The organism is Legionella rubrilucens (assembly GCF_001468125.1).
Classification (GTDB): Bacteria; Pseudomonadota; Gammaproteobacteria; order Legionellales; family Legionellaceae; genus Legionella_C; species Legionella_C rubrilucens.
In genome coordinates this window covers 22,651-48,801 of record NZ_LNYT01000020.1, presented here as the reverse complement: position 1 = coordinate 48,801, position 26,151 = coordinate 22,651, and the positions used below count along the sequence as shown (strand labels likewise).

Here is a 26,151-nt window from a genome sequence, read left to right as displayed (position 1 = left end):
AACACATCTAAATTATAGCTCATGCCTGCAATGCACGGCAACTGCAACCGGCATTAATGATTGCTGTCAGGCAGAGCCATTCATCGGACAAGGCGATGGTAAAGCACCTTGTCCGATGAACTCGATTAATCCTTACTGAGCTCGATTACCGTAATGTGCAGAATTTTCTGAGTGATATTGACATCCTGGTGAGCTTCTTTCCCTTGCGCTTTATCCAGAAAAATCGGTTGATTTTTTCTAAGCTGAATCACCTCGGTTTTACCGGATTGATAGATTACTTTAAGCATACCATTCTCTGCAGGAATAGCGACTCTGGCATGCTCATGCGTGTGATAAGGTAACTGCTGGTTAGGGCAAAGGGTTGATCGCCAGACTTTGGTTTCGCTGTTATCAAGCAATAAATCACGCTTGGTGTCGCAAGGCGCCGCGAAGGCGGCAGCACTGCCCAGGATAAGCAGAATGCACGTCAAATTTTTCATCATGACCTCATTATTATTAAATAAACCAGTTAACCGCTACGGTGTAGGCTGCAAATTTAGCCGCGTGCGGACCTGTGACTGAGAACCATACGCCGCCAATAAGGCCGACATTGGCATTAAAATTATATTCAAGCGCAGGGGCCAGGGACGCATTATTGCCGCCGGGGCCGCCGACTGACGCGCCTGGCGTGAAACCCGGGTTGCCGTTAAAATTGGACGAAGAACTGTTGTTGTACAGGGTTTCAAACACAGCCACCCAATGTTGGCTTAGCGAGTATTCAAAAGCAAGATCGGCTGCATAATTATCTCCCGGCGTCACCGTTCCCGATGTGCCGACACTGCCGCCAAACACGTTGAGTCCATGCACCGTGACATCGCTTGGCAAAGTCACTGTCAAATTAAGCCGCGTACGCAGATAATGTTCATTGGGTAACGTGAATAACCGCTGCAGCGTTAAGGCCAGCGAAGTTTGATACGAACCTGAGCCGGTTTGATCGGTGCCTCGCTTATCTGGGTGGAGATTCTCAAAGCGGCCGGTGGGAAAGACCTGCTGGATGATCAGGCGGGCATCCGGCCACCTGGGGTTTTCCTGTTGCCTTATTAACTGAAAACCCAGCCCCAGACTGTAATCACCAATTCCACCGCTGCGTTGACCACGCGCCCAACTGTAATCAATCGGCAGGGAAGTCTGCAAATCCATAAAATCATTAATGCCGGCACTGATAATCGGCATGACCTCAATATTTTTGAAATCCTGAGGATAAACCGTATAAAAGCCATAAGGCTCGATATTGAAATGGCCAGGAGGAATAGTCTTCCCTGAAGGCGCTAACAATGGGCCCGTCATCCAGGGAGTAGCCAGAGCAATGTGGGTGAACATCAATAAGCTCACAATCCTTGCATACATCAACGATTCCTTGCAAAACTCAGAGTTTAAACTGTTTTCAGAAAAAAACAGAGTCATTGGTCTTTAGGCCATAACACCCATACTTTCTCCTGTGCAAAGGGTTTGTGTACAGCCCAAGATAAACGTATGCTATTTCCATCCTTTCTTAAAAAAAAACAGAAATGGTCATTATCCATTTTAATACTGAATCAGGACTACAAGCAGAAACATTAAACCTGAGTAATCCTCACCGCCTTCAACAAGCGGTATGGCTTGATTTATTGGATTTAACCGTCGAAGAGGAAACGCTTCTCGAAGGTTTTTTTAACATTAATATCCCAACCAAAACCGAAGTTGAAGAAATCGAGGTGTCGAGCCGTCTTTATGCCGAAAATGGCACCCTGTTCATGACAGCCACGATGGTTGCCAAATCAGAATCCCCGGAAGTACAGACTGACGTGGTCACGTTCATTTTAAGCGATCGAATTTTAATGACCCTTCGCTACACTGAACTCCATGCATTCAGTTTATTCAAATCACGCCTGCTGCAATACAGCAAACCCACCTCCGCAGGCTTGCTGATTGGTCTTCTTGAGGCAGCCGTTGATCGGCTCGCTGACATTCTTGAAAAAATCAGCCACGAATTGGATAAAACATCCGCGCTGATTTTCCGGCAAACGGAGCGAATCGGCACCGCCAAAGACATCAGTTATAAAAAGATTATCGCCATGATCGGCGCTTATGGGGATTTAGGTGCCAAAGCCCGGGAAAGCCTGATGTCCTTTACTCGGTTGATTTCCTTTTTAAGTCAGGCTGACAACGTCAAGCTGTCAGGTAACATGAAATCAATCCTGGCAACCATTGGCAAAGACGTGAGCTCCTTAAGCGATTACTCTGCCTTTCTCTCAACCAAATTTAACTTTTTGCACGATGCCACACTGGGTATGATTACACTTGAACAGAATAACATCATTAAGAGTTTTACCGTGGCGGCTGTACTTTTTCTCCCCCCAACGCTTATCGCCAGCATTTATGGCATGAACTTTAAGCATATCCCGGAGCTTGAATGGTACGTCGGCTACCCTCTCGCCATCCTGCTGATGGTCATTTCAGCCTGGCTGCCATTCTTTTACTTCAAGAGGAAAAAATGGCTGTAACGACTTTTTACCTTGCAAATGGATCACCCTGTCTGCCATTTTAATCGTTTCTGGCCGATGAGCGATCACAACCTGGGTTATAGCAAGTTGATTAAGCGACTGGTTTATTCTTCTTTCGTTTTCAATGTCCAGATGGCTGGTGGCCTCATCAAGAAAGAGAATCTTGGGTTGTTTGTACAAGGCCCTCGCCAGGAGTATTCTCTGCTTTTGTCCACCGGAAAGCGTAGAGCCCATGTCGCCGACCAACGTCTCATAACCCATGGGAAACTCTTCAATCTCTTCGTGAATACAAGCGAGCTTAGCCGATTCATGCACGCGCTCCAAATCCATGGCTTCATCAAAAAAAGCAATATTATTGAGTATCGAACCACTGAGTAACACATCATCCTGCATGACTGACGCAGAAATTTGCCTTAAATTATGGATACCGAACTCATGCAGGGGTTTGCCATCAATAAAAATTTCGCCCTGCGTTTTGTTTAAAAGGCCCATGGCCACTTTTAAGAAAGTGGATTTGCCGCAACCGGAGGCGCCGGTAATGACCACTTTTTCTCCGGCTTTAATGTCTAAATTAAGATGGCTTATCACATCCTCTCCTTCCGGATTATATCGAAAACTGACCTCCTGCATGCGGAGTGAACCTTTGATGTGTTCAAGCTCGCCTTTTCCCCGACTTATTTCTTCAGGCTCCTGAAAGACAATGTCGCTTAAACGATGGAGTTGGAGAGCGATGAGTCTGTAATCAAACCAACTCTGAATAAACGTGGACGCTTTATTCACCAGAGACAACCGGTAAGCCAGAAAAGCCATGAGCATGCCTAATGAAAACTGGTTGGCCAATACCAATGATGCGCCTGCGCAGACAACAATAATATGTTCGATATGAAACAGAAACTGGTTGAGAATACGGTAAATGAGATTCACACGCGCAATCCGGATATCCGCATTCAACGAGGCAATGAATGCGTTTCGCCAGGTGTTGAATTGGGTCTGTTCTTTTAAAAACGCTTTGATTGGTAAAATCCCATGGAGAGTTTCGAGAAAAGCAGATGAGGCTTTGGCATGCTGCGCAATCGACGTTTCGGTTTGTTTTTTTAAAAAATGATAACTGGTCTGGCGGAAAAGGACATACAACGCTAAGGCAACCAGCACAATGCCAGTCAACTGAATACTGTAAAATACCATGACAGTCAGATTAATTGCGATCATTAAACCATCAAAAAGTGTATTGATAAAATCGGTACTGATCTTTTGTTGAATGTCTTCAATCGATTGAAAACGGGACTGGACATCGCCCTTGTGTCTTTTTTCAAAAAAATCCAACGGCAATTTGAGAATATGCCGCACAATATTGGAGGAAAACTGCTCGGTCAGGTGATTACCGACATAAATCACCACATGACCGCGAATGTATTCAGCCACTGTTTGCATAAAAACCAATAGCGCAAACCCGAAGGCAATGAAATACAAATTGTGGGCATTGTGGGTACTGATGATGTTGTCAGTTACAAATTGCATAAACAGGGGATTAATCAGATTGAATAGTTCAATGAACGCCGAAAAGAAAAGAAGGAGCGTAATGAATTTTTTTACACCATGAATGGAGGACGCCAGATGGGTAAGCGTCAACGATTGATTGTTTCTTATGGTCTTAAAGTCGGCCTCTTTTTCAATTTCCAGGGCGATGCCGGTAAAGGATTTTGATAGCTCCTCCATCTTGCATTTTTTCACACCACTCACCGGATCATGAATAATCACATGCCCTTTTTTAACCTGTTTTAATACAACGAAATGATTTAAATCCCAATGCAGAATCGCAGGACACTGAATGAAATGGAGTTCTTCCAGAGGGACACGTAAAGCTCGGGTTCTAAACCCGAGCCTGGTCAGTAACCGCGTAATATCCAGTAAGGTGGTACCCCGGCTGGACGGTTTTGATAGTGCCCTTAACGCAGGTAGATTCAATTCATGGCCGTGATAATTGCTGACCATCGCCACACAGGCATGACCGCATTCCGCGGTTTCATCCTGAAAAATGACAGGAAGCGCAGTACGCAGTTGCCACTTAAAATTGAGCTGCTTTGAATTCATCACTTAACTCCCCATAAAATGGTCAATGGGTTCCCAAATCCATTGCCAGACTTTTCTACGTGTGCCTGTCATCACAGCAGAAAAGGTCATCCCCTGCTGCAAACCCTTTTTCCGACCATAGACCGTCACAAACTGACTGCCCAGCTTAGCCTGCACCTTGTAATAGGGCTCACGTGTTTCCAGTGGATGCGGCCCTGTCTTATCGAGACTAATCACCGGATCAATGTCTTTAATGATCGCCGGGTAAGTACCAAACCGCTCATAAGGATAAGCATCGTAACGAAGCGTAATCGGATCATTTCTGGCCATAAACCCGGCGTGTTTGACAGGGACCTGAATTTCAGCAATGAGATCGGTGTTGTCTGGAATAATTTTTACCAACTCGTCAGAAGGACTGATCTGCTGCCCCGCCTGATAATGAATAACGGTCAACCTGCCGTTAATCGGTGCCCGAATAAGGTAAGCATTTCGTTTTTGATGCTCAATGCGTTCAATTTCCAACTGATTTTTCTTATTTCTTAACTCGTTAAGGCGGTCTTTTTTGTTGTTATACACGTCAACTGAAATGTATTTTTTTGCCAGCAGGGGCTTGAGAACCAATAGTTCATTTTTAATCCGCATGATGTCTTGACTAAGCCGCCGTGTTTGACGGTTAAGACGGCTCAGTATTTTATTTTGACTGGGCGCATCCGAATAAGAGGTGTCTATTTTAAATAAAACATCCCCTTGATTGACATGTTGATGACTTTTCACCTGTCCCTTGACTATCAGTCCGCTTTTGCCGGAGTAAATCTGAATAAGCCCTTTGGAGTAATCCAGATAGCCATTCACCATGTATTTTTCTGAATACTCGGCAAAATACAGGAACAGGATCATCAGGCTTAAAATGAACGCCATACCAAATGACAGGACATAAACATTAAAAGGAATATTAATGAAGACCGGACCAAGATTTTTAGTTTTTTTGAAATCAAAGACTTCCTGCCTGAATAATTGACTCATTGGGGCACACTCAATGGTTATTAATTCGTGGCCTGAACAGAATCAGCCCAGGCTTTCCATGATTTCAGATCGGTATCACTGTAATTTTTACCGCTGATTTTTTTCAAAATCTGATAGGCCGGCTCATGATTGTTAGGTTGTTTTAATGCCAACAGAGCCAACAGGGACTCTTTGCCTTCCTGAATCATTTTTTGTCGATTGGCATCACAAACCTGCAACAGCACCAACAAGGATTTGTTTCTATCCGTATCATAAGGCGAGGATAACAAATGAAGGAAAGGATCGATGTTGACATGTGCCGTCTTGTATTTAGTCAATGTCGTCCCTATCACACGCATGGCATTATTACGGATGCCGCTGTCATTATCGAGGACATGCGGTACCAACAAATCAATAATTTCCTGAGGATTATCAAAATGCCCGACTAAAAACACAGCCGCCGCACGTCTTTCCGGATCCGGATCGGCATGAAGTGTTTCGAGGATCAATGATTTCTGTGCACTGACCCCCTGTTGAAATTGAGCATGGAACGGTTTTAATTTTGGATGCTCAAACCCCCAGGTACAGTGATAGAAGGGGCAATCCAGTTTTTCGGGATTTAATTGATCATTTAAAAATAAAGTTGTACCAAGCTCATTGTACCTCTCCATGTCATGGATGAGGTCTTTGGTGGCTCTGTGCGTCACGGGCCTGTGATCATCAATAAACTTAAGACGATGAGGCTGCTCTTTGCGAATCACTTCAATGGTGATATAGACAGAATCGCTCGAATAGTTGACTGTCGATACATCTACATAGGCATAACCGTAATCCTTTTTTATCTTGTTAACCAATACTCTTTTTCGCTCTCCCACCTCGTTAAGCTTCTCGGGGTGCGCTTGCAATTGATCAGTTACCAGCAACTCATGCAAGGATTCCTCCAGGGCCATTATTGGCCCACTGTATTGCTTCAATACACGCTCAGCCTGGCTTCCCTCGTCGCCAAACAAATCGATTGTCGTTTTAGCTGATAAGACCATCGGAAAAAGAATACAAAAAATACTTAATGATTTAAGCATGTTGTCGTTGCCCCTGGTTTATTTTTAATGTATTGAGTTCGACATGTTGCCTGATGTTTCGGTCCATCCACTCGCTCGCCTCCCGCTCATAATCGTTAACCCAATGCCTGGGCGTTTGACTGGCTGGGACAAAATGAACGGACTGATTCGTCAGAAATTGGACAAAAAGATCCAGCATGGGAAATGCAGGATTTACGTCTTCGATCCATAAAAACTGCCCCTGCTCATTCACTTCGAGGAAAACATACTGGTCATCGGTAGAAACAATTAAATCAATGCAACCAAATACCAGTCCCATTTTTTTCATAAAATGCCTGATTTTGTTTTCGATCTCGGTTGGCAATGAATACGGTTCGATGGTTAATCGGCCGTCAGGAATGGCACGCCAGTCAACGCGTCCTTCATCATGCTGCTGAGAGTTTAATTTGGCCGCGACCAGGTAATCGCCAAAACAAGTCACGCGCAATTCGTATTTCTTTTTGACCTCTTTCTGAAAGAGCCCTGGCGCCAGTTGCAGCAATTTATTACTGGGTAAATCCAGAAAAGCCACTTTGGTGGTATAAGCAATTTTAAGCGCCCTTTCCTCAAACCAGACATTGGAACAAAGCGGTTTGTAGATGACGCCCTGGTCCTCATGTTTTAACAGGAAATACCTTATATCCCTAGGATCATTCGAGCACAGGGTGGATGGAATGGTTAACCCGCACTGCACAGCCCATTTCAACTGGAGAAGTTTGGAGTTGGCTCTCAGTGCCGCTTCCTTACTGTTAACCCACCAGGCTTTGGGTGCCAGATTATTGGTAATGGATTCATGGAAAAGAATATTTTCACGTAACACAAAATGGTAATCGTCAGGATGCACAGCCTCCCTTGGCAAAAAAGGTTTGCGCGCACGGCGCCACCAAACGACATCATAATAATTATCGCGTACGCATAGCTCGGCATCCGTGCTTTTCCACTCATAACTGACATTATCAATGTAAACCGAGTTCTTCTGTTTGGTGGGTAAATCTGCCGTAAAGAGCAATCGAACATCATGCCCCGTTTTTTCCAATGCCAATTTAACACACATCGCGTGACTGTCGTCAGGCTCCGTCAAGATTAAAAACTTCATGTAAAATCCCTGTCGCTTTTTACACGGGGCCCCTTACGACCCCGTGTTGTTAGTTACCAATCGACGCTTACATCATAGGCCACATCAGCAGAGGGCCCTGTACCTCCTGTCACGCGAAAGGTGTGTCTTGTGGTGTAGTTAGCTGCACCGCCAGCCACGTCCATCATTTCTTTTTCGGACAATGGTTTAGCCATTGAATAAGCCAGGACTCGCTCGTTGTTTTTTTCCATAAAATTACTCCTTCGTAGTTGGTGAAGCCTGGCACTATTCCATTGCTGCCAGGCAGTTAGCACCTGAGATTAGTTTTTATGCCTGCAACGTTCCTCTTGAACCCTGCCTGCCTGTGTTAATCTCAAGTGGCGCTATGATGTGAGAGATTGGGTGTTTCGTAAACCAGTAAAAACTACCTTTTAAAGCGGAATTTGACTTCAGCAAAGGAAAGACAGGGTGGCCTGCAAAAGCCACCGCAGAGGAAACAACCATTAAGGAGTGACTGCCGGCAGGCTATTGGCGACTGGATTGAATAGATCAAAGAGCCATTTTAATACCCAGGCGACAACAATTAAACTGACGCCGACCTTGGCAATTGACGAGGTTGAAACAAGCGGTTGACGGGCATGCATCTCACATAAGTCGTCATAAATCCCGGTCATGGCTTCGTAAACACACAGGGCCTCCTTGACAACCTCGTCATAGTCATGCGATGAAAACACCAGTTTCGTGTCAAGATGCGTCATCATATCCTGGTACAGTCCCAGGGTTGAACGGCTTTTTTCCGGCAAGCGGGGGAAGGCAGCGGAGAAATCATATTGATGGCTTGAGATTTGATAATCGGTCAATTCATTACTGGGTTTAATGTATTTGTTGAGAATGATATTACCGCCATGCATAAACCCCGCGACATGCACCAGAAAATGAGTCAGTAGTGCCTGCGGCGACGCATTGTTAATTTTTTCGAGGTACTTCGTTGTTGCAGGAGCAACCTCACTCGCCCTTATTTCTTTTGGATTAATACCCAATTGCTGCAAATCCCTTTCAATGGCCGGCGTTCGCCATAGTTCGTTTAAGTAAGATAAAATAAAAAAGGCACTAAGGGCTGATTCTTTTTCTGTAGACAGCGCTTGAAGATGCATTTCCAGGCTTTGGATAATTAAATAATGTTGAATCAGGCGAGAAGCATACACTGCCTTCGGTATCGCCTTGTCTTTAAAAAGATAGTCTTTTTTAAAGCGGTGATGTTCCGCTTTGGCATGCACTTCCGTCAGTGCACCGCTGGGTTTGCCGTTCTTGTAGGTTGCAGCCAACAAGGCTTCAGTGAATTTTGGCATGACGAAATCCTTCCATTTACAGGGGCAATAGTTTAACGTGGGCAGCGATTTATAATCAATTTGTAACGCTGTTGCAACCATCCTTTAAGCGCATTTCACAGCGAGCATTTTAGACAATCTCTGGCATAATAAGGCCTGCAACGGCTATTACAGGACAGGATATGGATTCACCCGCAGTTCACAAACCATGGCTCCTCTGGGGCTTTAACGCTTTGTTGCTGCTCCTGCTTTTACCGCTTTTTATCCCCTTTTCACCGGTCATGCCAGGACTAACCATTGATGCATCCTGGGCCTTAGCGCTTAACCAGGCCGTATCCCAGGGATTGATTTTTGGGCAGGACATTGTCTTTACACTGGGGCCTTATTCGGCCATTTACACAAAAGCATATCACCCGGATACCGCCTATCTTATGTATGGCGGTTGTCTTTACCTTGCCCTAAGCTATGGCCTGTTATTGATGGTCTTAACGCGCGGCATCGCCTGGCGATGGCGGTGTGCCCTGGCGTTGCTGTTCCTGATGATGATTTATTCACGCGATGCCCTGCTGCTTTCTTACCCACTCCTCCTGGGTTTAGCGGTATTTAAAGACCATGCTCCCGCGCGAAACCTGCTGGCGCTGACAACCGCCCCCCTGGCTTTATTGACACTCGTTAAAGGGACCCTGCTGCTGTTTACCCTGCTCGTTCTCTTAAGCACCAGTCTTTATTTATTCCTGAAAAAACAGCACAAAACCCTTCTAACCCTTTGGATTGTATTGCTTCTGGCCCTGGCCGTGTTTTGGTGCCTAGCCAATCAGTCCCTTGCCCACCTGCCCATGTACCTCTGGCGTTCAATCGAATTGGCCATGGGCTACAGCGAAGCCATGGCTTCGCCTGGAAATGGCTGGGAAGTCTTCGCCTTCCTGATCACTGCCATGACCTTGTTGACGCTCATTGTCAAACAACCTGACCTGAAAGGCATTGATAAGGCTTTTCTTACCGCCCTGTTGGGCCTGTTTTTATTTTGTGCGTTTAAGGCAGGATTTGTCCGGCATTTCGGCCATTCGTTAATCGCCGCCACCGCCATCCTGATGGCGGCTTTTCTGCTGCCGACCGTCATACAGTCCACCCGGCTCTTACCCATGATGCTGTTGGCGGTATTGGCCTGGTTTTATATTCTGACGGGGTTTACCCCTTATGCTCCCTTAACCTATTTGAGGGTAACGTACAGCAATGTCTTATCCGCCTTGAAAATGGATATTGCCGACAGGCATTGGCGGGAAAAGGATTTTTATTTACTCAAGGATTACCTGGCTAACCTGGTCAAATTCCCCCCTTTGCCAGGAAAAAGCGATATTTATTCATTTGAACAGAATTTTTTAATTGCCTCCGGGGCACAGTGGTCACCACGGCCGGTTTTTCAAAGTTATTCGGTTTTTTCAGAAGCCATGGCACTTAAGAATGCAAGTCATCTGGCAGCAAAAGCACCGGATACCATTGTGTTTAAAATAGAGCCTCTTGATGAGCGTCTTCCCTCTCTGGAAGACGGGGCTTCCTGGCCTGGGTTACTCACTGCCTATTATCCTGTTTCTTTAGTGAAGGATTTTTTAATTTTAAAAAAACAGCGCCAACCCGCAAAACCGCTGCCCTTCACTGTCACTGAAACGCACATGCTGGGTGAAACCATCACTCTGCCTTCAAACAAACAACCTGTTTTTGTGGCGATAGACATCAAGGCCAATTGGCTGGGGCATCTGTTGACCTGGCTGTACAAGCCCTCAGCACTGGCCATAGAGCTTGAATTAACCAATGGCCATAAAAAACACTATCGCCTGATTGCCGGTATGGCTAAATCTGGTTTTCTGCTGTCTCCTCTCATCGAAAACAGCAAGGAATTTGCTTTGCTCTTTGGCAGGGACCCGCTGCTGTCCGCCAAGCAGGTCAAATCGCTCCGGGTTATCGCAAAAGACAACGGGCTGCAATGGCAAAAACACTACCTGTTGCGCTATCGTTACCTTTAGGAAGCGGCAATGCGTTGTTTTACCCTGTTGACAAAGGTGGGACCCGGGTCGGTTTTATCAGTAAAATAATTAGGATCTTTTTCCAGCCATAAGGGAGTATTTTTATAATTTAAATACTCATTGTGGCCAATCACATTCTTGATTTGAGGGTATTTGGTTTTGAGGTAACAAACGAGAAACGCATTGGCGCGAACCTGTTCTTCAGTGAGATCGTCCTTCCCATCGACACCTCCGACATTTTCAATGCCAATGGCATAATGGTTTAAGCCAATGCTGTGTCTCGCCATCCAGGTTTCAGGCATCAATTGATAAATGCGGCCGTCTTTATCCACCAGAAAATGACTCGACACGTTTAAATCGCCCGGTAATTCGTTACGCCGCGGCGAATTTTTTGGCAAGGCGGGCGGATTAAACAGACGAAAAACAATGTCCATGGTCGGCAACATTGTCCAATGCAGCACAATCATCTTAGGCTCAATGGCGATGGACTCGGAGTCAATGCCGTAATGATGCAATTGATAGTCGCGCGTCAGCGCCACGCGCTCTTTATCAAACTGAATTGGTTTTTGAATAATGGGCTGAGCCTCATGGCAGGAAAACGCAAAAGCCTGAATGCAGAGGGTGAAAAGAAAAGAGCCCAGCGAAAAGGTCATTTTCATAAGCGGGTTGCAGTCAATGATCAATAAAACAGGCTAACAAAGCCCCCACTTGCTTGTAAAGTCTTGGTACCGCAAATGCTATAATTGAAATGGGCGCCCTTGGCAGTCAGGGAAAAATAATGCGTAATGCGTTAACCAGGATGAATTTTTCGCATGTGAATGAGCGGCATCTGGCGTGTCAGGTTAAACAATTACCCCAGAATATTTTAACCTGTTTGCCGGGTACTGATGGCTCAAGACGGCTGGAGTTGTGTGAGCCACTTGCCAAAAACATGTATGAAATCATTCTTCACCCGCTTAAGCATCATGACCACTCTCCCCTACCTCCCCAAAACCATTTTGATTACACCCCCATCAACCAGCTCACTATTGCCCCCAAACACCAGGCGACAGGAAGCCCCCTTAATCTCACCCTTTACCACATCCGTTCCCAGCAGTTTCCTAATATGCATTACTATTTTCTTATTACACCTGAACAGACAGTAGCCGCGCATGCGCATTTTAATGTCCTCGATCAATCCGAGTGTTTGGCGTGTGCGTATGGTACAGAGTCCGTTATCGTTCTGAATGCCATTGAATCGAGGATGCAGGGGGATTATTCGCTTGGAACCATTCTGATTCAGGCCATTTTTGAACAAAGCCAGATTTTAGGCTGCGAAGGCCGTATTTGTCTTTATTCTGCCCGCAAATCAGGGCGATTCTATTTCAAGCTGGGGTTTATGCCGCTTCAACAAACCATTTTTGATCAGTTGTTTTTAGAAAATCAACAGGACATCGACGGCGATCTGATGTTCCTGAGTCCCAGTGCGATTGACGCCTGGGCGGAACGTGCCAGGCAGCGTCCTCTGCTCGGCCCCCGCAAAAAACCGGGTTCATAAAACCTTAATTTTCAGCGCTTAAAATGAACAATATCCCCTGGATGAGGAAATTATGTTATTCATCTACAGCAGCAAGGGTGGCCAGTACCAACCCTATTCCAAAATTCCGAAAGCAATCATGCAACAATATGGCGATCTGAACCTCCTGGTATCCATCTTGGGTTCTATGGCCGCCAACAACCGCAGCCGCTATTATTTCAGTAACTGGGAAAGTGCACTCAAAGCCGCGTGGAAAGTAAGCATAAGAAACGGATTGAATAATCATTTCGGCCGTCAGGAGCATTATGGCTACTCGAACGTTTATGATTACCCGCAAGGACGGGATAGAGTCCTGTCAACTTTTCTTCAGACGCAGACCGGCCATTATCTTTGGGCCTCCAATCCCCGCACAGAACCCAATTTAAGTGTGGCCAGAAGCAATGCCTTAAACAACCGCTTTTTCAAAAAAGCGGAAAAAGCAAACGTCAGCGCCCACTATAACCAGCAGGGGGAGATACAGCAGCGCAAAGAAACTCTAAAAATGGTTTATTCAGCCCTCATGACCTACCTTTCACCGCGAAGCAACCCGGATGACCGCTTCAGGGCACTTATGCAATTGCATAGCCATAACTCCGTGATGAATTGTGAACAGTTTGTAGCCTATGCCCTGGGCACCGTCGGCATTATCAACGAATCTGACTTACAAACTGTCTTTAGCGCCTGTGCTGTCAAAGACAACTTAGGCCTGCTTCATGATCTGCTTGGTTTTGAAAGCAGAAAAGCAATCAGCAGCAGCGATGAGTGGGCGGCACTGACAGAAAGCCAGATCCTCTTTGAAAGTCAGGCGCCCGACGCCAAAGAAGTGACTCATATGTTAATTTACAATCACGTCGACCAACACATTTATGACCTCGCTTTCGGCGATACCGAAGCGGAATGGCGCCTTAAAAAGATGCCCATCAAGGTTTATCTCGCCGATATGGCCGAACGCAAAAAAGTAGTCGCGGCAGCGCCCATTTCAAGCCTTAAGGTCGAGTCCGTGCTTGCCAACGCCAACACCGTGCTGGATAGCACCCCTTCAGCCGACAGGGACGAGTCGTTGAAAAAATACGGTTTCTGAATTGGGCCTTTACCCTTTTAATGACTTTTGATAGAGAAGGATCGATTTTGAAATCACCCGTTCGTGCAGGAGGTTATCGTAAGACTGGTAATTGACACCAAAGAGCTCCAATTCGGTCGTATCAAAATGGACAGGGGCCCGCAAAATGACCTGATTACAGCGGGACAAGGCAAAATCAAGTACTTTTTTGCCGTGCGGCTCAAAATGCTCTAACAAAAAGCGATCCACTGGACGGTACCTGGGCCATCCCCAGGGTGGATCAACCAGCAGGGCATCCGCGCTGTATTGGCGCGCCACTTCAAAAAAATCCCCGTGCACAAAGGTAATTGCCTCATCGACTCCATAAATTCGGGCGTTATGCCTGGCCATATTAAGTCGATGGGCATCCAGCTCGACGGCAATGACTTTTTTGCCCAGACGCGCCAGGGCAATCGCTGCCCCGCCAACGCCGCAAAAGCCATCGAGAACACAATCAGCCCCATGAAACAGCTGTGCCTGAGCCAGGGCAGCCTGTTCTGGCATCACCGTATGCAACCCTTCGGCATCGAACTGAATGCCCTCATCAAAGCGATGAAAAAAATCATATCGCCTCTCCCAGTACACCTGGAGTCTGGGGCCAAAAGGGCAGGCATAACTCATTATCGTTGTCCTTATGCTGTTCACTAGCACACTTAACATTTTCCACAAAATGATTGATTTTTAATCAATATGAATGCTTTCTTAAGGATTCCTTAACTATTCCTCAATAGAATAGCTTCACTCCATAGTTTTGCGAAGAAAATCATGATAGGACAGATTGACAAAAGTGGATTGAGAGGTTCTCTGAAATTGGAATTATTGTTTCCATTCTCTCCATCCTCGCCATTTTAGGCTTTGCCGCTTTAAGCTTTTTTGCCGCACCCTTGGTATTAACCGTCATTGCCAGCGCTTTTTTTGCCGGTGGGATGGTTTTTTTAATGGCCATGGGATATGGCATTCTTAATGATCTGCTAGGGGCTAAAAGCAACCTGCCTTATTTCATGCTCGGGCATCAGCGGCAACAACACAGCATGATTGAATCCAATAAACCGGCGGCACAAGGCATTGCCTGGGGTATCGCCGCGGTAGCTCCCCTGGCCTTTCCTGCCGCTATTTTATTTTTTGTTACCGCGCTTATTGCGGGTTTTTTTGTGCCAACCGCCTTATTCGTACTGCCGGTTATGGCCATTGTCATCCCCCTGGTTGTTATCATTGCCGATGTAGTCGCGAGACGAAAAAAGAAAATTTATATGGCGGGGGCTGATGAGTATCAATTTGCCAATCACCCATGGGACGTCTTCCGAGAAGGCTTGAACGACTATCAGATAGATGGGCTTAAGGAAATGTCGAATACGGTTGAAGAAAAAGCAGCCTGGCTTGCGAACAGTGATCGCAACGTCATTGGATTCAAATACGTCCCCATCCTGGCCGTGGTTTCATTGGTAGCCTTCGCTACATTAACCGGTGTCAGTACTCTGCTGCCCGCCGTGATGTTCGGCACCATCATGTCCACCATACTCCCTGTTGGTGTAGGCGTACTGCTTGCCCTGGCGATTACCGCTGCATTGATTTATCTGGCCGTTAATCACAATAAACAGGATGATAATAAGTACAAACTGGACTTTCCAGACTCTGATAAACCCGGAGAGACAAAGTCAGATGCTGTACAACCATCGGTTAATCCACTGGCTCCTGTGTTCACGGATAAAACAGACGGTGAACAGGTATCAGTCAAACCAACACCCCAGAAAACCCAGAATCTTGGGACGGATGAGATCAATCCCAATCCTTCTTCCCCTACATTGTCAGAGTTAATGAAAAGCACCAAAAGTCCGGTTTATGGGAATACGAACCCATCAAGAGAAGACGACCTTAGCGAAGCACATTACCTTAAAAACGCGCACAATTAAACCTGAAGTGCCCAGTTGTACAACTGGGCATTGTCTCTTAATTCCTCCTTATTGAATAACGCGTTGCTCATCTTTCTCCCCCTCACATCATAATCAGTGCTTTTTTAAGCCTATACTTAAAAAGGACATTGGAGTGAGGCCGCTATGAAAGACGAGTTATTACAAAAACTTAAAAAAATTAACCCCATAGATGCGAATGGTGTGCCTAAAAACACCGGCAATTGCCAATGGTGTGCCATTGAAGGCGCACGGGTATTGCTTGAAGGGGCTGAACCCAAGGAAATCCCATCCTGCCAGGATGGTCATGATCCAATTGAACAATTCGTGCACAGCCGTCATGGCAGTGACGACAAACGTTCCAAAGATCCTACTGCTTTTTTTGAAGAAATCAGAAAATTAAAACCCGGTGAATTAATGATGGTGAGTCTTGAATCCGAGGACATCGATCATGCTTACCTTATTTATCGGGATGAAGAGGATGCTTACCTCATTGACCCGGATCGGCAGGTCTTTATTGAGCTGGATGAACGCGAAGATTTTATGCAATCCGTAAAAGGATGGGCCGGCGTTGACCAATTAAATTACCTCAATGGCGATGTCAACAATCAATTCCGTGACGAGGTAAAGCTCTGCGTCAGCGTATTAACCCCCGCCTCGCTTGAGCGTGATCCCTTGCCGGAGTATGGCACTGAAGCGCCAAGCTCTACTTATCGCTCCTGATGTTTGAGCATCGATTTGACTGAGGCCGCCGCTCTTTGGCAAGCTTTCGGATGATTCTGGCTGATGACGCCTCACCGAAACGGCGATCGCGGCGGTAATAATTTTTAATACAGGCATCCAGCTGGTCCGTGGTAAAATCAGGCCAGAGTGTGTCTAAAAATTCCAGTTCCGCCTGTAACAGATGCCAGAGACAAAAGTCGCTTAACCGTTTTTCTCCTCCCAAACGAATGCATAAATCCACCGGCGGTGAATTCAGATGGGAATATTGAGTGATTCCCCTCATTAAATCCTCCCTTTTTTCGGGTAAGTGATTGCCATTACGACGATAAAGCTCATAAATACTGTCAGCAATATCAGTACTCCCGGCGTAAGCCACCGCCACATTGATGATGGTCCCGGTATTGTTTCGGGTTTTGCGAAGAGTGTAGTCGATGGCGTCAATCAGCTCGGGGCAATCTGCAAGGCAGGAAAAATCGCCAACAGGCCTGAAAACGCAGTTTAAGCGATGAAACAGATCAATCTCGCTGTCTTTAAAAAGACTGCAAAGATGCCTGTACACATTATTTAACTCGTTGGGCGGGCGTTTATTGATGTTGTAATAACTCAGCACGAAGAGACTGACATAAGGAATTTTCATTGTTACGCAATGCCGTATTATGCTAAGCGCCGTCCTGTAACCCGCGTCATGTCCATATTCTCGCGGCAATTGACGAATACTGGCCCAACGGCCGTTACCATCTGGAATCAAGGCTATATGAGTTAATGCTTTCTTTACCATAAATACAACACTCCAAAAAGCGAGAAAGGCGCGCATGGTTCTATTCGGGAGACTCGGGGATGCACAACTATTGACCAGTTAAGTATAGACCCTATTTTTTGAAACGAAGCAACCATGTTATGATTTTTTAAATCTTCTACAAAGCGATGTCATGGAAACGATCACGATCTATCATAATCCCCGATGCTCCAAGTCCCGGGAAACATTAAAACTGCTGCATGACAAAGGCCTGAAACCGGTAATAATCGAGTACTTAAAAAAACCATTAAGCCTTGATCAATTGCGCGAGCTAAGCGCTCATTTTGAGCTTAAAGATTTCGTTCGCAGTGGGGAAACCATTTTTAAAGAATGGGGCTTGTCCCTCAGCGATAAAGAAAAACTACTACTCGCCATGCACAAAGCGCCTGTCCTGATGCAACGCCCGATTGTGACCTACCATGGCAAAGCGGTGATTGGACGTCCGCCTGAAAAGGTTTTGTCACTGCTCAATGAGAACATGACCTGACGCGTTTTTTTGAAAATAAACTGTAAAATTGTTAGCAAGAGTGTATGCTTTAATTTTTTTTTAATAAAGTCTGGTTAAGATGATTCAATATTAACCAATCTTTATTCAATATGCCTATCAGCAGTCATCAAGGCATTAAATTAAAAAATGCCTTTCGTAGAGAGCGAAAAAGCGAACGGACATTGCAACGCCTTGGCTGGCAATCCCTCTATTTTCAACCCTTTATTGCCCAACTGTTATTTAAACTCGAATGCCAACACGGCGTTTTCAGTTACTGCAACGATAAGACCAAAGCACTTCATGGGCGTTATCTTTATGTGCGCACTCTGGATGGTCACCTGTTAGCGGCGAAAGAGGGGGAGGTCGGTCATCATTCCTATCTGAGTAATGGCAAGAAGGTCTTGTCTGCCGGCCATCTGATTTTTGATCAGGGGCGATTATGCCTGTTCAGTAATGAAAGCGGGCATTACACACCCACCAATGAGGAAATGGCGTCTGAAATTACTTTTTTTCATCATCTTGCCCAGAATCAGGCTTTGGTTTATGAAGATCATTCCCGGTATCCCGAGACAGGTCAACTCATCCAATACAAAACCGAATCCATCATTGACTCGGGAGACATTACCAAGACGTCCCCCATTGCTGTTTTTAGCAATACGATATCGAACTTTGGCCGATCTTTAAAATCCCAGGCTGTTGCAAACAATAAGCCTGCTGAGCAGAAACAGACAGCACCCGAATCAGGTTATCTGGCGGATCAATCCTTCTTGTCTTTGACCAGGGACAGTCATTACCTCGATGACGAGTGTCTGATAAACGATGGCTCATCTGAAGAGTCCTCTTTGTCATTGGACCAAACACACCCCTCGACCGGGGAGTCAAGGTATTCTTACGGATTTTTTATACCGGTGGATGAGCATAAGAATAAAAGTGATCCTCTGGCTACCATCCCGTCGCCCGATAGGCGAAAATAAGGGACGGACATGGGCCCTGCGGACAGCATGGGCTTAAACCTGCCCTGTTGTTGAGCAGGCTTTATCGCGGTTAAGCCAGCCTTATCTGGTCAAAGCTTAAATTGAGTTCCAGCTCGTCTATCGCCGATTCCAGCTGTCGGATAGCCAAATCCAGCGCCAGGCTGCTATGCCCTTTCTGCTTCTCAATCTGGGTAACGATTGCTTTAGCCGCAGGGCCTTGCAGTTTGCCGGAAAACGACGTGATTTTGGCGGAATCGACAATCTCCCTGTCAAGCGGTGTAAATCCCCATTTTCCATCCTCCAGCAATCCATAAATAAAATAATAATACCCCTCGGAAACCGTGCTTCTGACGTTAAGGAGGGTGGGCCCATTTTGGGAGAGCTCATCCCGGATGGCTGCCAGTTCGCTGTCCATGACTTTCGTCGTGGCAAGAGCAAGATCGATCGTCTTTAATCGAACATAATCCTGAAAAACAGACTCCTCCTGTTTTTTAATCACGCCTGAATGGTCAAGAAGGTGATTAAGGATCTGCCACTCCGGAGGGCAGGTACCGCCTAAGCTGCTTCTTAAAGCCAGGCCATCACAATCTATGAAATAAGCACGATATACTCCCTCATGACTTTCATTGATTAACAGATTATCGCACTTAAAATCACCATGATAAAAGCCCAGTTCATGGACACGCCTGACCTCCTTGAAAACAGCCAGAGCAATTTTACAATAGGCCACCTGATCCCCTACTTTACTGAGATAGGAAGGAAACTGATACAAAATTGAAGTCAGCGTTTTTCCCGGCAGAAAGGGCAATATCAATCGGATACCCTGATTGACGGCCAGTGTAGCGGGATGCTCAGGGTGAATCTGATTCCACTTGTCTAACTCCGCCTCGTAACGGGATAAATATTTGGTAACCAGTCTCTCGTCATGCAATTCGTCCTTATCGCCCCGCCAGTAAACCGGTTTAGGCTGTTTAACCACAAATCGGACTACTTTTTCCGAACCAAAAAAACGGCTGTAGGCCGTATAGCCAAACGGGGTTAGACCCTGGGCTATGTATTCCTCGCTGCCCTCTTCAATGGCAGAGTCGTACCCCTTGTCAGTGTCTGAAAATCGATAGTTTAATTTTCCTTTCATGGTGTCACCTCACTTGGTGTCTCAAGAAAAGCTCAGCACGCCTGGAGCAGGAACTGGCATTTTCGAGACGAAATTAAGCGCTGATGCTTTGGGAAGAACCGCGACCCACCTGGACACCGGTATTGGAGAGGACTGCTTGTTTAACGCTTTTTCACAAAAAGACCGCACCAACCTCGACGACAGTGTCCAGGCTGCGCATCATCATTCTGCATGTATTTAAATTAACCATGTGAGCTTAAAATTGTGAACTCAAACCATATTATGTATTTTTATTGCACACGTCAACACCTAAATCATCTCAACACGTTGAGTTCACCTGCAAAAAATAGATACAATTTGGCAACATCCATGCGGAGATTTAAATGGCGGTAATCAACATCATAGGAGCAGGCCGTGTGGGACAAACCCTGGCCTGGCTGTTATCCAGAGAACAAGGGATTAAGATAGGCTTTGTCTGCAATCAAACTGAAACCAGTGCCAGGGCGGCGTTGCAATTCATTGGTCAGGGAAAATGGTGCCCTGCAATCGAAGAACTGCCTCCGGCGGACATAACCTTCATCACCACCCCTGATTCCTGTATTGCCACAGCCTGTGCCGCTTTAAGCCAAAGCGACTTAAAACCCGGCAGCATTGTCGTCCATTGCAGCGGCGCATTAACCAGTGATGCCCTCGATGCCGTGCGGGTAAACGGTTGTTATACTGCCAGTATTCACCCCTTGCGCAGCTTCGCCCAACCCGCCCTCAGCGTGCAGGAATTTGGCGGCACTTACTGTGCAGTGGAAGGGGATTTGCCTGCCGTGGAGCGGCTTACTGAGCCATTGCAAGCCTTAGGCGCCATTGTCTTTGCCATCGATAAAACCAAAAAGCCGCTTTATCATGCCGCCGGGGTTTTCGCCTCAAACTACCTTGTTACGCTGTTCAGCCAGGCCCTGTCCTGCCTGAAAGACGCGGGAATCAATGAGACAGTGGCGGTGGGAGCCGTTTTGAATTTAATGCAAGGCACCCTGGCCAATTTAGAACATACTCAATCGCCGCGCTCTTCTCTGACAGGCCCCATCACACGCGCCGATACGGGGACGATAAGCAATCACCTGCTGGCATTAACCGATGTTTCGCACCGGTTGTATTCCGTATTAGGACAGGCCACACTGCCACTGACCACCTTAAGCGGGGAACAGAAACAGGCTGTCATCGAGGCGTTGGGTAGTTGATTTTCAATTCGATTACACTCTGGGGAGCGGCTAGGGCATTTTTTGCAGAATGTCCTCGATGGGCAGCCCCATGACATTGTAATAAGAGCCTTTTATTTCTTTCACGAAGGTATCGCGCACAGTCTGTATTCCATACGCGCCTGCCTTATCGAAGGGATCACCAGAATCAATGTACTGATGTATTTGCTCTTCAGTCAGGGTATGAAATGTAATGGTGGTGGTTACGCAGTCAACGATCCAGCGTTTGGCGGGTAGAAAAACAAGGGCATAGCCCGTATGAACCTCGTGCGTTTTACCGCTTAGCCTCTGCAGCATGGTATAAGCATCGTTTGCATCACGGGGCTTTTCCAGAATATGGTTCTGATAAGCCACCGTCGTATCCGCCGCCAGAATCAGATCGGCTTCATGGATTGCTATCCGCGATAAAACAGCCTCGGCCTTCTCTTTCGCCAGGCGAGTCACGTAGGCTTTCGCCGCTTCATTCGGCTGCGGTATTTCTTCTATGTCAGCAGGCATGACCCGCGCACGGAAGCCGTGAGCTTCCAGGAGATGACGGCGTCTTGGCGAAGCACTGGCCAGAATCATGTTTAATGCGTGCATGAGTTACAGAAAAAAAGAGTGCGTCGGCTGATTATCGCACGCCGGCGTTTATACCAACAAGAGGGGCAGGATGCTGTTCTTACTTTGCGTTATCCTCACCGCTTTTCAAGCTGATGATTATTAGAAAAAAGAGGTTCACGGGAAGGCGATGAATCTGGTCAGTATCCATTTGAAATGCATTTAATGCCTGACATTCAAAAACCGCAATCCTGGTGGTTCAGTATGGAATTTTTACCGGATGAACGATTAACCGCTATTGACAACCGCCTGCTCAGGCATAACCTGAAAGACGGTCGATGCCCCGCCCGACAATTGTAATAAAACCGTAAAATTTGTATCAATATTGGCCATTTATGGTCAAATTTGTTACTATTGCGACCGTTGTGATTAACGGAGCGATTACAGTGAATGGGTTAAAAAAATATTGGGGGGGTTGTGCAACAGCAACCATCCTGCTTTTGGCATCCGGCATGGTGCACTCTACGCCTGATGAAGTGGGGCTTGTGATCATTTCCGACCCTCACGTCGATGTTAAATTGCACCAATCCTCCGCAATCAATCCAGCCCATGGTGTTTCTCAGGAATTGGATCAACGAAGTTATGGCACGCTGATGTCCAAAATCGGCGGCTACATGGATGCCAATCCGGCCAAAGCCCAGGCGGTTATTTTATTAGGTGATTTACCGGCCCATAACGCCTACCATCAAAAAACCACAACGGCGGACATGAAACTGGTCTTTGAAAAATACTATGAAAAATTAAATCCGACCCCCTTATTCTATGTCTTTGGCAATAATGATTCGCCACAGCGCGATTACGGCCCTTTCCAGAGCGGGGCTCAGTCTGCTTACCAATTATTTGGTGCCATTAACGGCATGGACGATGGATTCCTTTCCACTGGTGTCAAATGCCCCTTTCAGGGTACCCCTTGCGTGGCGGGTGAAAATACCGACAAAGGGTATTACAGCGCGTACCTTGGCGATCACCTTAAGCTGTTGTCGTTAAACAGTGTTTTGTTTGTTTCAAGGCCGGGGTTCTCCCCTTCCCGCGACGGTGACGCCGCCGAACTCGCCTGGTTAGCGGACCAGATTAAAACAAGTCAGGCAAACCATGAAAATATCGTATTGGCTATGCATGTACCGCCGCAACAATGGGAAACCCGCTATTTGAATTCGTTTAAATCCACCCTTAAGGCCTACCCGGATGTTGTTGTCGGCATGCTGGCTGCGCATACCCATTTTGATGAAATCCACGCCTTTAAGATAACCCATGCCGGCAAAACCACCATTATTCCGGTCATCTACTCAGCCGGGTTAGGAACGGATCATGGCAATGCCTCTTCTTTTAAAACCATGACATTCGGCAGAAACAGTAAAAACAGTCCCTGGTTTATCAGGGACTATGTCACGTATAACTTCACAGGCAAAAGCGCTGACAGCAGTACCATGAATAACTATTATGATTTTGATAAGGCTTTTTGTGCTCAAGGCCCCAGCAAGAGCGTGGCTCAGTGCCTGCAAAGTCATATCCAGGGCAGTCAATTTGATAGCAAAGCCAGCCGCCTGATGAGTCAGCATTACACGGCTGGCAACCCCAACAACCCGCAATCCATCAATCCTTCATCCCGGTGGATCGTCAGTTTTTAATTGCAGACTTAACCACTGCCTGCATTCAGGCAGTGGTTAAACCGCTGGCTTTATTTTCCTTTAATGGCCCGGCAATAGCCGGTATAATCGCCCCATCGCAAAGTCAATGATTGGGCAACACCCAATAATAACCGACGAAAGGACACCATGCATCGAACCGTTTTTTTTCTTGCCTTGATGACATTCAGCTTACTCGCCGACGCCGCACTCCCAGCCGATGCCATCCAGCGCTGCCTGGATATCAGACGGTTTGCAGATTACACCACCCGGCAAAAAATGGCGGCCAGGGAACCCGGTGTTCTGCGCTTTAAATTCCATAAAATTCCCCCCTCGCAACTCCCCTTCGCAAACCTTGTGGGCAATATGGATGAAGTGATCAGCGCCTTGAATCACCAGATTAAAAACTGCCAAAAAAGCCGCGGTGAATTCCAAAGAATAACCATTGCCGGCCGGCAGCTTAACCGACAGGATTGGTGCCTTCGTACCAATCAAAAAATGCTCGCGCTGGCAAAAGCGGCCCATGGCAACTTTAAAACCTATGTTTCGGCGCTTAAAATGGAATTTGACTGGTATAAAAGTGAAGGCTGGCCTGAAAACCATGCCGGATTTAAGCAGGGTGAGTTCCAATTCACCGCTTACTACGCGCCCGCGGCCATTGAAGCACGCAGTCAACGGGGTGGTGCCTTTTTATACCCAGTCTACGGTAATCCGGGTGTAGTCAATGCCGTGCTGGAAAGTAAACGATTGCACTTAAAAGGCCCCTTGTGCGGCGTCGATCCTCTGACCAACATGGCGCGTGGATTTTGTCTTAAACATAAAAACGGCACCTATTCGGTGGTGCCCGACCGAGAAGAAATTGAACATGGCGCTCTGGACAAAAAGTACATCATTGGCTACGTCAAAGATCCCAATGATCCGGCTTTTTTAATGGTTGAAGGCTCTGGCTCCCTGGTGCTCGATGGCCAATTCCTTCATGTGAATTACGCCGGTGCCAACGGCAGGCCGCGTACCATGCTTGGCCGCATCGTCCAATGCGCTCAGGATCCCACCTGTGGCGGCAATTTGGAGACCATCGAGCGTTGCGCCAGGGATCCCAAATGCCATGATGAGGCGAAATTACGCTGTAATGTGTCACAAAAAATCAAACAAAGCGCCGCGTCGGAAAAGCAGATTCGCCGATACCTCGATAGCCTTAATCCTCATCAGGCCGACAATTTGCGAAACCGCGACCAAAGCTATGTCTTTTTTGCCAAAGAAGCAGGCGGCCCTTATGGTTCTGAAAACATTACGCTGACGCCTCATGCTTCCTGTGCCACAGACCACAAGGTTATCCCGGTGGGAATGAGTTTTATTTACCATTGCAACAATAAAACCTCCTGGTGTGTGGCACAGGATACAGGAGGGGCTATTGTGGGTGCTCATGTCGATGTTTATAAAGGCGAAGGCGACCAGGCCGGCGCGGAAGCCAATGCGATCAATCATGCCGGCTCGTTGTTTTTAGCCCTGCCTAAAAAAGGATAAATAAAACCTCTACCTCAATGAATGCTCACAGCCATTCAATTCAAGCCCTGGTCCTGGCCCCTGCTCGGGATTTACCTTGACGGTAGTGCGGCTGCCTGCCGCCGGCATCCAAGGTTTGATGCTTGAGGGCATTAGGCTTTTTTACGGGCGGCCTGGCGATCACCTCGTTGGGTAAATGATGCTCTGGCTCAAAACCTTCTACCTCTTTACGCTGCAGTTTGCATTGAATTAATTTTTGGATAGCCTGGAGTTGATTAATCTCATCGGCGCTGACTAAAGACACCGCCAATCCCGACGCACCGGCTCGCCCTGTTCTGCCGATACGGTGCACATAATCTTCCGCCACTTGCGGTAAATCATAATTCACCACACAGGGCAGTTGGTCGATGTCCAGACCGCGGGCCGCAATGTCAGTGGCTACCAGGATGTGTAATTCACCGGATTTGAATTCTGCCAGCACTTTGGTGCGTTGGGCTTGTGATTTATTACCGTGAATCGCCTGGGCATGAATGTTGGAGGCCTGCAATTGCTTGACCAATTTATTGGCGCCATGTTTGGTGCGGGTAAATACAATGGTTTGCCCCCACTTTTTACTATGAATCAAATGGCCTAATAACTCGCTTTTTCGCCCTTTATCCACCGGATGAACGACCTGCTTCACGGCATCTGCCGTGACGTTTCTCGGAGCCACTTCAATTTCCACCGGGCGATTGAGAATGCCTTTGACCAGCTTGCGAATTTCATCGGAAAAGGTAGCTGAAAAGAGCAGATTCTGACGTTTTTCCGGTAATAATTTAATGATTCGCTTGATATCGTGAATAAAGCCCATATCCAGCATACGGTCGGCTTCATCGAGCACCAGGGTGTCCACTTCATCAAAGTGAATGGCGTTTTGCTGATGCAAGTCCAGCAAGCGGCCGGGCGTCGCCACCAGAAGCTCAACGCCTGCACGCAAACGCATCATCTGAGGATTGATTTTTACTCCGCCAAAGACTACCGCAGAACGCAACGACAGATTGGCGCCATATTGCACAATGCTCTCATGAACCTGCGCCGCCAATTCGCGGGTGGGTGTTAAAATCAATACTTTGGTACGGTTACTTCTGGCACGCGATTTGACGCTGGTTTTTTGCAGAATGGGTAACACAAAACTGGCCGTTTTACCGGTTCCTGTCTGGGCGGAAGCTAAAAGATCGTTTCCTAGCAAAATTTCAGGGATGGCTTTAGCCTGAATGGCGGAGGGTTGGTCATAGCCTAATACCTTCACGGCATTGGTTAAAGGCTCAATTAAGCCTAAGGATGCAAAACTCATGGGATGTCCTGTAGAGAGCAAATGGGGATTGAATGGGATTGTTCAATATGAATATTTTCAGTGCAATTGT

At 46.8% G+C, this 26,151-nt stretch carries 26 protein-coding genes; 12 read left to right on the top strand and 14 right to left on the bottom strand.

Translation table 11 applies throughout. The features are described from left to right. Positions 1-125 precede the first annotated feature (125 nt). Together Lrub_RS07970 and Lrub_RS07965 are read right to left on the bottom strand one after the other, a co-directional pair. Positions 126-482 carry a cupin domain-containing protein gene (locus Lrub_RS07970; protein WP_133134124.1) on the bottom strand — a complete coding sequence of 119 codons (357 nt, stop codon included), beginning with the start codon at positions 480-482 and terminating at the stop codon, positions 126-128. A gap of 13 nt (positions 483-495) precedes the next feature. After that, positions 496-1,386, bottom strand: a complete 891-nt coding sequence (locus Lrub_RS07965) for a hypothetical protein (RefSeq protein ID WP_082651498.1) — start codon at positions 1,384-1,386, stop codon at positions 496-498. Positions 1,387-1,547: 161 nt separating this feature from the next. Between Lrub_RS07965 and corA the strand changes: the two genes are divergently transcribed. Next, positions 1,548-2,522, top strand: coding sequence for a magnesium/cobalt transporter CorA (gene corA / locus Lrub_RS07960; protein ID WP_058531659.1), 975 nt, complete (start codon positions 1,548-1,550; stop codon positions 2,520-2,522). Here corA and Lrub_RS07955 read toward each other — a convergent pair. From Lrub_RS07955 to Lrub_RS07935, 6 genes are all read right to left on the bottom strand, one after another. Continuing rightward, positions 2,475-4,613, bottom strand: a complete 2,139-nt coding sequence (locus tag Lrub_RS07955) for a peptidase domain-containing ABC transporter (protein WP_058531658.1) — start codon at positions 4,611-4,613, stop codon at positions 2,475-2,477. The genes corA and Lrub_RS07955 overlap by 48 nt on opposite strands. Positions 4,614-4,616: 3 nt before the next feature. After that, positions 4,617-5,615, bottom strand: coding sequence for an HlyD family secretion protein (locus Lrub_RS07950; RefSeq protein WP_058531657.1), 999 nt, complete (start codon positions 5,613-5,615; stop codon positions 4,617-4,619). Between the two features lie 20 nt (positions 5,616-5,635). Beyond that, positions 5,636-6,634 carry a HEAT repeat domain-containing protein gene (locus Lrub_RS07945; protein ID WP_133134125.1) on the bottom strand — a complete coding sequence of 333 codons (999 nt, stop codon included), beginning with the start codon at positions 6,632-6,634 and terminating at the stop codon, positions 5,636-5,638. A 31-nt stretch (positions 6,635-6,665) separates the two neighbouring features. Then, positions 6,666-7,787 (bottom strand): MvdC/MvdD family ATP grasp protein, encoded by a 1,122-nt coding sequence (locus Lrub_RS07940; protein ID WP_058531655.1) that lies wholly within the window; start codon positions 7,785-7,787, stop codon positions 6,666-6,668. A gap of 53 nt (positions 7,788-7,840) precedes the next feature. Beyond that, a complete protein-coding gene (locus tag Lrub_RS14770; protein ID WP_156413035.1) occupies positions 7,841-8,017 on the bottom strand; it encodes a hypothetical protein in 177 nt (58 codons plus the stop codon). A 252-nt stretch (positions 8,018-8,269) separates the two neighbouring features. Then, positions 8,270-9,115, bottom strand: a complete 846-nt coding sequence (locus Lrub_RS07935; protein ID WP_058532253.1) for a biliverdin-producing heme oxygenase — start codon at positions 9,113-9,115, stop codon at positions 8,270-8,272. Positions 9,116-9,276: 161 nt separating this feature from the next. On the opposite strand from Lrub_RS07935, the gene Lrub_RS07930 reads away from it, so the two are divergent. Next, entirely contained in the window at positions 9,277-11,115 is a 1,839-nt protein-coding gene (locus tag Lrub_RS07930; RefSeq protein WP_058531654.1) for a hypothetical protein, read from the top strand. Here Lrub_RS07930 and Lrub_RS07925 read toward each other — a convergent pair. Continuing rightward, entirely contained in the window at positions 11,112-11,768 is a 657-nt protein-coding gene (locus Lrub_RS07925; protein ID WP_420324351.1) for an N-acetylmuramoyl-L-alanine amidase, read from the bottom strand. The two genes, Lrub_RS07930 and Lrub_RS07925, sit on opposite strands and share 4 nt — an antisense overlap. A gap of 95 nt (positions 11,769-11,863) precedes the next feature. Between Lrub_RS07925 and Lrub_RS07920 the strand changes: the two genes are divergently transcribed. Together Lrub_RS07920 and Lrub_RS07915 are read left to right on the top strand one after the other, a co-directional pair. Beyond that, on the top strand, positions 11,864-12,652 hold the full coding sequence (locus Lrub_RS07920; protein WP_058531652.1) for a hypothetical protein: 789 nt from the start codon (positions 11,864-11,866) through the stop codon (positions 12,650-12,652). A gap of 52 nt (positions 12,653-12,704) precedes the next feature. Then, positions 12,705-13,751 (top strand): hypothetical protein, encoded by a 1,047-nt coding sequence (locus Lrub_RS07915; RefSeq protein WP_058531651.1) that lies wholly within the window; start codon positions 12,705-12,707, stop codon positions 13,749-13,751. A gap of 9 nt (positions 13,752-13,760) precedes the next feature. Here the strand turns inward: Lrub_RS07915 and Lrub_RS07910 are convergent, their stop codons facing one another. After that, positions 13,761-14,390, bottom strand: coding sequence for a methyltransferase domain-containing protein (locus tag Lrub_RS07910; RefSeq protein ID WP_058531650.1), 630 nt, complete (start codon positions 14,388-14,390; stop codon positions 13,761-13,763). Between the two features lie 263 nt (positions 14,391-14,653). Between Lrub_RS07910 and Lrub_RS07900 the strand changes: the two genes are divergently transcribed. Further along, the gene (locus tag Lrub_RS07900; protein ID WP_133134127.1) at positions 14,654-15,679 is read left to right on the top strand and encodes an ABC transporter ATP-binding protein; all 1,026 of its coding nucleotides are present in this window, start codon (positions 14,654-14,656) and stop codon (positions 15,677-15,679) included. A gap of 144 nt (positions 15,680-15,823) precedes the next feature. Continuing rightward, positions 15,824-16,399, top strand: a complete 576-nt coding sequence (locus tag Lrub_RS07895) for a hypothetical protein (protein ID WP_058531647.1) — start codon at positions 15,824-15,826, stop codon at positions 16,397-16,399. Here Lrub_RS07895 and uppS read toward each other — a convergent pair. Then, positions 16,383-17,177: a polyprenyl diphosphate synthase gene (gene uppS, locus Lrub_RS07890; protein ID WP_162263134.1), complete on the bottom strand. Its 795-nt coding sequence runs from the start codon at positions 17,175-17,177 to the stop codon at positions 16,383-16,385. The genes Lrub_RS07895 and uppS overlap by 17 nt on opposite strands. Positions 17,178-17,328: 151 nt before the next feature. Here uppS and arsC point away from each other — a divergent pair, with 151 nt between their 5' ends. Together arsC and Lrub_RS07880 are read left to right on the top strand one after the other, a co-directional pair. After that, positions 17,329-17,682, top strand: coding sequence for an arsenate reductase (glutaredoxin) (gene arsC, locus Lrub_RS07885; RefSeq protein WP_058531645.1), 354 nt, complete (start codon positions 17,329-17,331; stop codon positions 17,680-17,682). A gap of 110 nt (positions 17,683-17,792) precedes the next feature. Then, positions 17,793-18,656, top strand: a complete 864-nt coding sequence (locus tag Lrub_RS07880) for a hypothetical protein (RefSeq protein WP_058531644.1) — start codon at positions 17,793-17,795, stop codon at positions 18,654-18,656. 70 nt (positions 18,657-18,726) lie between these two features. On the opposite strand, the gene Lrub_RS15300 is transcribed toward Lrub_RS07880, so the two are convergent. Further along, complete coding sequence (locus tag Lrub_RS15300) at positions 18,727-19,791, bottom strand: BUD32 family EKC/KEOPS complex subunit (RefSeq protein ID WP_058531643.1); 1,065 nt, start codon at positions 19,789-19,791, stop codon at positions 18,727-18,729. Between the two features lie 362 nt (positions 19,792-20,153). Here Lrub_RS15300 and Lrub_RS07870 point away from each other — a divergent pair, with 362 nt between their 5' ends. Continuing rightward, on the top strand, positions 20,154-21,002 hold the full coding sequence (locus Lrub_RS07870) for a Rossmann-like and DUF2520 domain-containing protein (protein WP_058531642.1): 849 nt from the start codon (positions 20,154-20,156) through the stop codon (positions 21,000-21,002). A gap of 30 nt (positions 21,003-21,032) precedes the next feature. Here Lrub_RS07870 and Lrub_RS07865 read toward each other — a convergent pair whose 3' ends face one another. Next, positions 21,033-21,602 (bottom strand): Maf family protein, encoded by a 570-nt coding sequence (locus Lrub_RS07865; protein ID WP_058531641.1) that lies wholly within the window; start codon positions 21,600-21,602, stop codon positions 21,033-21,035. Positions 21,603-21,785: 183 nt separating this feature from the next. On the opposite strand from Lrub_RS07865, the gene Lrub_RS15195 reads away from it, so the two are divergent. The 3 genes from Lrub_RS15195 (at position 21,786) to Lrub_RS07855 (ending at position 24,769) form a co-directional block, all read left to right on the top strand. Beyond that, entirely contained in the window at positions 21,786-21,920 is a 135-nt protein-coding gene (locus Lrub_RS15195) for a hypothetical protein (protein ID WP_272946953.1), read from the top strand. Between the two features lie 35 nt (positions 21,921-21,955). Next, positions 21,956-23,248, top strand: coding sequence for a metallophosphoesterase family protein (locus tag Lrub_RS07860; RefSeq protein ID WP_082651475.1), 1,293 nt, complete (start codon positions 21,956-21,958; stop codon positions 23,246-23,248). A gap of 147 nt (positions 23,249-23,395) precedes the next feature. Then, positions 23,396-24,769, top strand: coding sequence for an MltA domain-containing protein (locus tag Lrub_RS07855; RefSeq protein WP_058531640.1), 1,374 nt, complete (start codon positions 23,396-23,398; stop codon positions 24,767-24,769). 40 nt (positions 24,770-24,809) lie between these two features. On the opposite strand, the gene Lrub_RS07850 is transcribed toward Lrub_RS07855, so the two are convergent. After that, a complete protein-coding gene (locus tag Lrub_RS07850) occupies positions 24,810-26,081 on the bottom strand; it encodes a DEAD/DEAH box helicase (RefSeq protein WP_058531639.1) in 1,272 nt (423 codons plus the stop codon). Positions 26,082-26,151 lie beyond the last annotated feature (70 nt).

Bases quoted from the DNA above. Each gene is read 5' to 3' on its own strand.
- Lrub_RS07970 (WP_133134124.1), bottom strand. From the start codon at position 482: ATGATGAAAAATTTGACGTGCATTCTGCTTATCCTGGGCAGTGCTGCC.
- Lrub_RS07965 (WP_082651498.1), bottom strand. From the start codon at position 1,386: ATGTATGCAAGGATTGTGAGCTTATTGATGTTCACCCACATTGCTCTG.
- corA (WP_058531659.1), top strand. From the start codon at position 1,548: ATGGTCATTATCCATTTTAATACTGAATCAGGACTACAAGCAGAAACA.
- Lrub_RS07955 (WP_058531658.1), bottom strand. From the start codon at position 4,613: ATGAATTCAAAGCAGCTCAATTTTAAGTGGCAACTGCGTACTGCGCTT.
- Lrub_RS07950 (WP_058531657.1), bottom strand. From the start codon at position 5,615: ATGAGTCAATTATTCAGGCAGGAAGTCTTTGATTTCAAAAAAACTAAA.
- Lrub_RS07945 (WP_133134125.1), bottom strand. From the start codon at position 6,634: ATGGTCTTATCAGCTAAAACGACAATCGATTTGTTTGGCGACGAGGGA.
- Lrub_RS07940 (WP_058531655.1), bottom strand. From the start codon at position 7,787: ATGAAGTTTTTAATCTTGACGGAGCCTGACGACAGTCACGCGATGTGT.
- Lrub_RS14770 (WP_156413035.1), bottom strand. From the start codon at position 8,017: ATGGAAAAAAACAACGAGCGAGTCCTGGCTTATTCAATGGCTAAACCA.
- Lrub_RS07935 (WP_058532253.1), bottom strand. From the start codon at position 9,115: ATGCCAAAATTCACTGAAGCCTTGTTGGCTGCAACCTACAAGAACGGC.
- Lrub_RS07930 (WP_058531654.1), top strand. From the start codon at position 9,277: ATGGATTCACCCGCAGTTCACAAACCATGGCTCCTCTGGGGCTTTAAC.
- Lrub_RS07925 (WP_420324351.1), bottom strand. From the start codon at position 11,768: ATGACCTTTTCGCTGGGCTCTTTTCTTTTCACCCTCTGCATTCAGGCT.
- Lrub_RS07920 (WP_058531652.1), top strand. From the start codon at position 11,864: ATGGGCGCCCTTGGCAGTCAGGGAAAAATAATGCGTAATGCGTTAACC.
- Lrub_RS07915 (WP_058531651.1), top strand. From the start codon at position 12,705: ATGTTATTCATCTACAGCAGCAAGGGTGGCCAGTACCAACCCTATTCC.
- Lrub_RS07910 (WP_058531650.1), bottom strand. From the start codon at position 14,390: ATGAGTTATGCCTGCCCTTTTGGCCCCAGACTCCAGGTGTACTGGGAG.
- Lrub_RS07895 (WP_058531647.1), top strand. From the start codon at position 15,824: ATGAAAGACGAGTTATTACAAAAACTTAAAAAAATTAACCCCATAGAT.
- uppS (WP_162263134.1), bottom strand. From the start codon at position 17,177: ATGGTAAAGAAAGCATTAACTCATATAGCCTTGATTCCAGATGGTAAC.
- arsC (WP_058531645.1), top strand. From the start codon at position 17,329: ATGGAAACGATCACGATCTATCATAATCCCCGATGCTCCAAGTCCCGG.
- Lrub_RS07880 (WP_058531644.1), top strand. From the start codon at position 17,793: ATGCCTATCAGCAGTCATCAAGGCATTAAATTAAAAAATGCCTTTCGT.
- Lrub_RS15300 (WP_058531643.1), bottom strand. From the start codon at position 19,791: ATGAAAGGAAAATTAAACTATCGATTTTCAGACACTGACAAGGGGTAC.
- Lrub_RS07870 (WP_058531642.1), top strand. From the start codon at position 20,154: ATGGCGGTAATCAACATCATAGGAGCAGGCCGTGTGGGACAAACCCTG.
- Lrub_RS07865 (WP_058531641.1), bottom strand. From the start codon at position 21,602: ATGCACGCATTAAACATGATTCTGGCCAGTGCTTCGCCAAGACGCCGT.
- Lrub_RS15195 (WP_272946953.1), top strand. From the start codon at position 21,786: ATGCCTGACATTCAAAAACCGCAATCCTGGTGGTTCAGTATGGAATTT.
- Lrub_RS07860 (WP_082651475.1), top strand. From the start codon at position 21,956: ATGGTCAAATTTGTTACTATTGCGACCGTTGTGATTAACGGAGCGATT.
- Lrub_RS07855 (WP_058531640.1), top strand. From the start codon at position 23,396: ATGCATCGAACCGTTTTTTTTCTTGCCTTGATGACATTCAGCTTACTC.
- Lrub_RS07850 (WP_058531639.1), bottom strand. From the start codon at position 26,081: ATGAGTTTTGCATCCTTAGGCTTAATTGAGCCTTTAACCAATGCCGTG.